Raw genomic sequence first — 3,530 nt, 5'->3', positions numbered from 1 at the left:
TCTTTGACTGACCATTCTAGCGCATCATCAAGTGCTTGCTTTAAGCGATCCGCAGTGACTTCTGGTTCAAAGATTTCCAATCCCTTGGCTTCAAAATTAAGCTGTATATCTGGAATATCTTCCGTGTAGGTAGGATCAATGAATTTACAAGCGGTGGAAAGAATGCCCGTGCTAATCATAAAGGCGCTATCAAATTGCGGGTAGTCTTTGGCAATTTCGTCGTTATAAAGAATATCTACTTCACGATCAGCCAATTGATAGCTTGCCATATGGTCATTCTCATTGATTTTCTCGGTTGACCAGCCTAAGCTTTTTAAAAGTGCATGAGCACTTTCCATGGTGAGACGATCATCATTGTCATCCGCTTCATCCACTTCCTCTGCCACTTCAACAGAAGTTGTTTTAGAAGCAACAGATGCTGTTTGCGGATCCAAGCTTAAAATCGGAGCGTTTTTAGGAAAACCAGTCCGATAACGGCGTGCAAGAGCAAGGACGTTATCAATAATATGTGCTATGTTTTCCCTTATCAAAGCTGAAAAGTTTTTATCCTTCAAACTTTCCTTATAAAATTTGAGTTTTTCAACATCCCCAATAAGAATAAGTGCAATAAGGTGCAACTTCGCAAAATCATATTCACTGTCTGGGGACAAAGCCGCATAATCATAGATGATTTGATTCACATTTTGTCGATCAGCCCAGCACAAAATATCCGCACTGATCTGTTTCAGCTTGCCTTCATCCAATTCAGTACTAGAAACTGCATAAACTTCTTCTGATTCTTTAAGAACGGTATATTGGGGAGTATTGATGAAAATAGATCGATAAGCTGTAGAAAAACCAAGTGTTGAAAGAGAAACCTTGAAGGTAACAAATGGTGTCTCTCCTTTTTTATCAAGGTCGTACACTATATTAATGATACGATCTTTCGTTATAAAATAAGCATTGCAATTGTAATTTTTATCACGATAGACTGTCCAGTCCATCCTTTTTAAGTCTTCAGAAACTGTATTAAGAAAAGACAAATCTTGTAAACTAAGACGATCATCTATAGCTTTTCGCTCATTAAGGATTTTCAGATATTCTTCAGCAAATTGAACGGCATGGTTAATATATCTCTCTACTTCACGGTCATCCAAAATCTCAGAAATCTTACCGGCTTCTAAAAAATTTTGATAAGATTTCAGAACATCAATTTGACCTGTCAATGCTAAACAAGCCAAATGCCAGACTATACGTATATTGTAGCTATACTTTTGAACACGTGTTTTGCTTTCTATTGATGCTTGTAAATCTTGGGCACGTGCCCACTGTATTATCCGCTCAGAGATTTTGATAAGCTCTTGCTCATCTAATGTCTCTACACAAATATCAATGCCTTTACCAAAACCACTAACCCCCCCCCCCCCAATCGTATTAAAAGAATTATAAATATTTTTAGGAGAAACACACCAATATTCCTTACTATAGTGAATACAATTGCAAGCGACAGAAATCATTTCATTAGATATTTCAGCTTCAATACGGACATTGTAATTATCATGAAGACGTATAAAACCAAAATCAAATTGAATAAAGCGGTCGGGCAAAATCAACCACATTTTTCCAGGTTCCGTTGAAAACCACCCTTGTGTTTTAAGAACGCGCATTGCTGCTGTGAGACTTATCGAGCGCTGTTTTGGCTTCTTGCGCGTTAGAATATCGTCTAATTCCCCATTTTTATAGGCCTGTGCAAAAAAAAGCAGGCGATCATCCGATGTCATTGTTTTATAATCTGCAAATTCTGGCACAGATAGTTTTGGGGTAGATCTATCACTCCTTAAAGCCTCCATATCACCAAGTAATGCTTGTGCAACGGCAGAATGATTAGTAGCTTCCTCGCACAACTCTTTTTCAATATCCTGTGCTTGCGCCCATGCAATCACTTTGTTTAAAGCGGTTGTGATATGGCTTTCGGAAAGATCCGGAGCTTTAACATTAAAATCCTCCTTCGCGTAAAACAGCACATCTCCATATTTACGCTGTGATTTTTCACCTCTAGAATATTCCCGAGCAAGACAATAAGCAGCGGTGGTGAGATCAGCCGAAAGCAAAAACTCTTTGCCACTCTCTCCATAATTTTTTACACCATAGCCAATACCGACAATGCGATCGGGAAGATGATAATGCGCAAAAGTATCCCCCACGTTATCACGATAAGGCTCCCAGCCCAGTCTTTTTAAAATCTCTGTGACATCTTTAGTTTGCATCATGAATCACTTTCCTTGTGCAAGAAGCTCTGTTAAACGGCTCGGATGACGAATAACTTCGTATTTTATCGGTCTCCCCCAACGCTTGCCCAGTTGTTCTTTAGGCCAATTTTTCTTAAAATCATCTAATGCTTCCTCAAATTTTTCTGCACTTCCTTTATAATCTCTCTTAAAATCGCTGAGTTCCTGTTGATATTTATTTAGCTTTTCTTTGTTTTTCTCAAGGAATTTTAAAACAACATCTCCTGTGGGTTGCGCATCTCCTGTTTTATACTCCTTTTCCAAAATCTTTTGGTTTTCGGTTAGACCAGCATTCCCCGTTTTTACCTCAACAATTTTTAATTCACCATCCTCTATATAGAGAATATCAGGACGGGATCTTATTGCAACTTCCTTTGTCCCTCCTTTACCATCAGGTTTCTCAACTATTTTTTTAAACGATGCTTCTTGCGTACATGTTGTGCATCCTGCTTCCTGTAATTTTTGCATTTCTTCTGTACGCTTTCCGTCATGATGCTCCTTATTTTTTTCGAATGTTTCACGATTGCTATTGCTTTTTGAAGGCTTTTGAGACATTTCACCCTTGGCACTGTCTTCAGAGCCAATTTTTCCAACTGATTGGGCAACTTCCTTTTCTGCTTTTGCAGCTGCTTCTTCAGTCTTAGAAGCAAATTTAGCCAGAGCCTTTTCGCCAAGCTTTATGCCTCCCTTGGCTGCTCCAGCAACTCCTGTCATTAGGGATGCTGTTTCAGTCAATAATTTTCCAAATTCAAGTCCAGCATTAAAGGAACCACCAGCACCAGCTCGCTCATATTCCTCCTCCATTTTATTAATGCGATCTACATAGGACTGTCCAAGGGTCCGACCAATTGTCGCCAAAATCTCACCACTGCTGAAAAAATCTTTGAGCGCTTTCAAAGTCTCTTTGGGATGTTTGGCTATTTGCAAAAAACCATCAACCGTATCGTATATTTCAGCCGGGACACCAGCTACCATACCTGCCGCAAAGCTTATATCTTGCCCTGTACTAATCGCAGTCCACTTCGCAGACACTTCTGCTGCACATAAAAAGTCAGGACACTCTTTTAATTCTTTCTCCATCTGAGCTTGTTGAGCACTGCTGAGGTAGTTATTTGCAGCGGCATTACCTGCGGCATCGGCGCCGGCATCAACATCGCCACCGGCAAGGGCAGCAGCAACGCCCCCAGCAGCCCGTGCGACATCAATGGTGTGATCCCTAAAGTCAGCAAACTGCGCATCAATCTTTGCGTTTATACGCGCTTC

At 40.2% G+C, this 3,530-nt stretch carries 2 protein-coding genes; both read right to left on the bottom strand.

Annotation, left to right across the window (positions count from 1 at the left end):
• On the bottom strand, positions 1 to 2,246 hold a 2,246-nt coding region (locus tag ACFIO3_RS10150; RefSeq protein ID WP_375608840.1), incomplete at its 3' end, for a DUF6990 domain-containing protein.
• Between the two features lie 6 nt (positions 2,247 to 2,252).
• Positions 2,253 to 3,530 (bottom strand): VENN motif pre-toxin domain-containing protein (locus ACFIO3_RS10145; RefSeq protein ID WP_375608839.1); only part of this gene is annotated, 1,278 nt, incomplete at its 5' end.

Source organism: Bartonella sp. AD328YNZD, from assembly GCF_042196425.1.
Note: the sequence above shows the minus strand (reverse complement) of the source record. Positions and strands in the feature narration are given on the sequence as shown.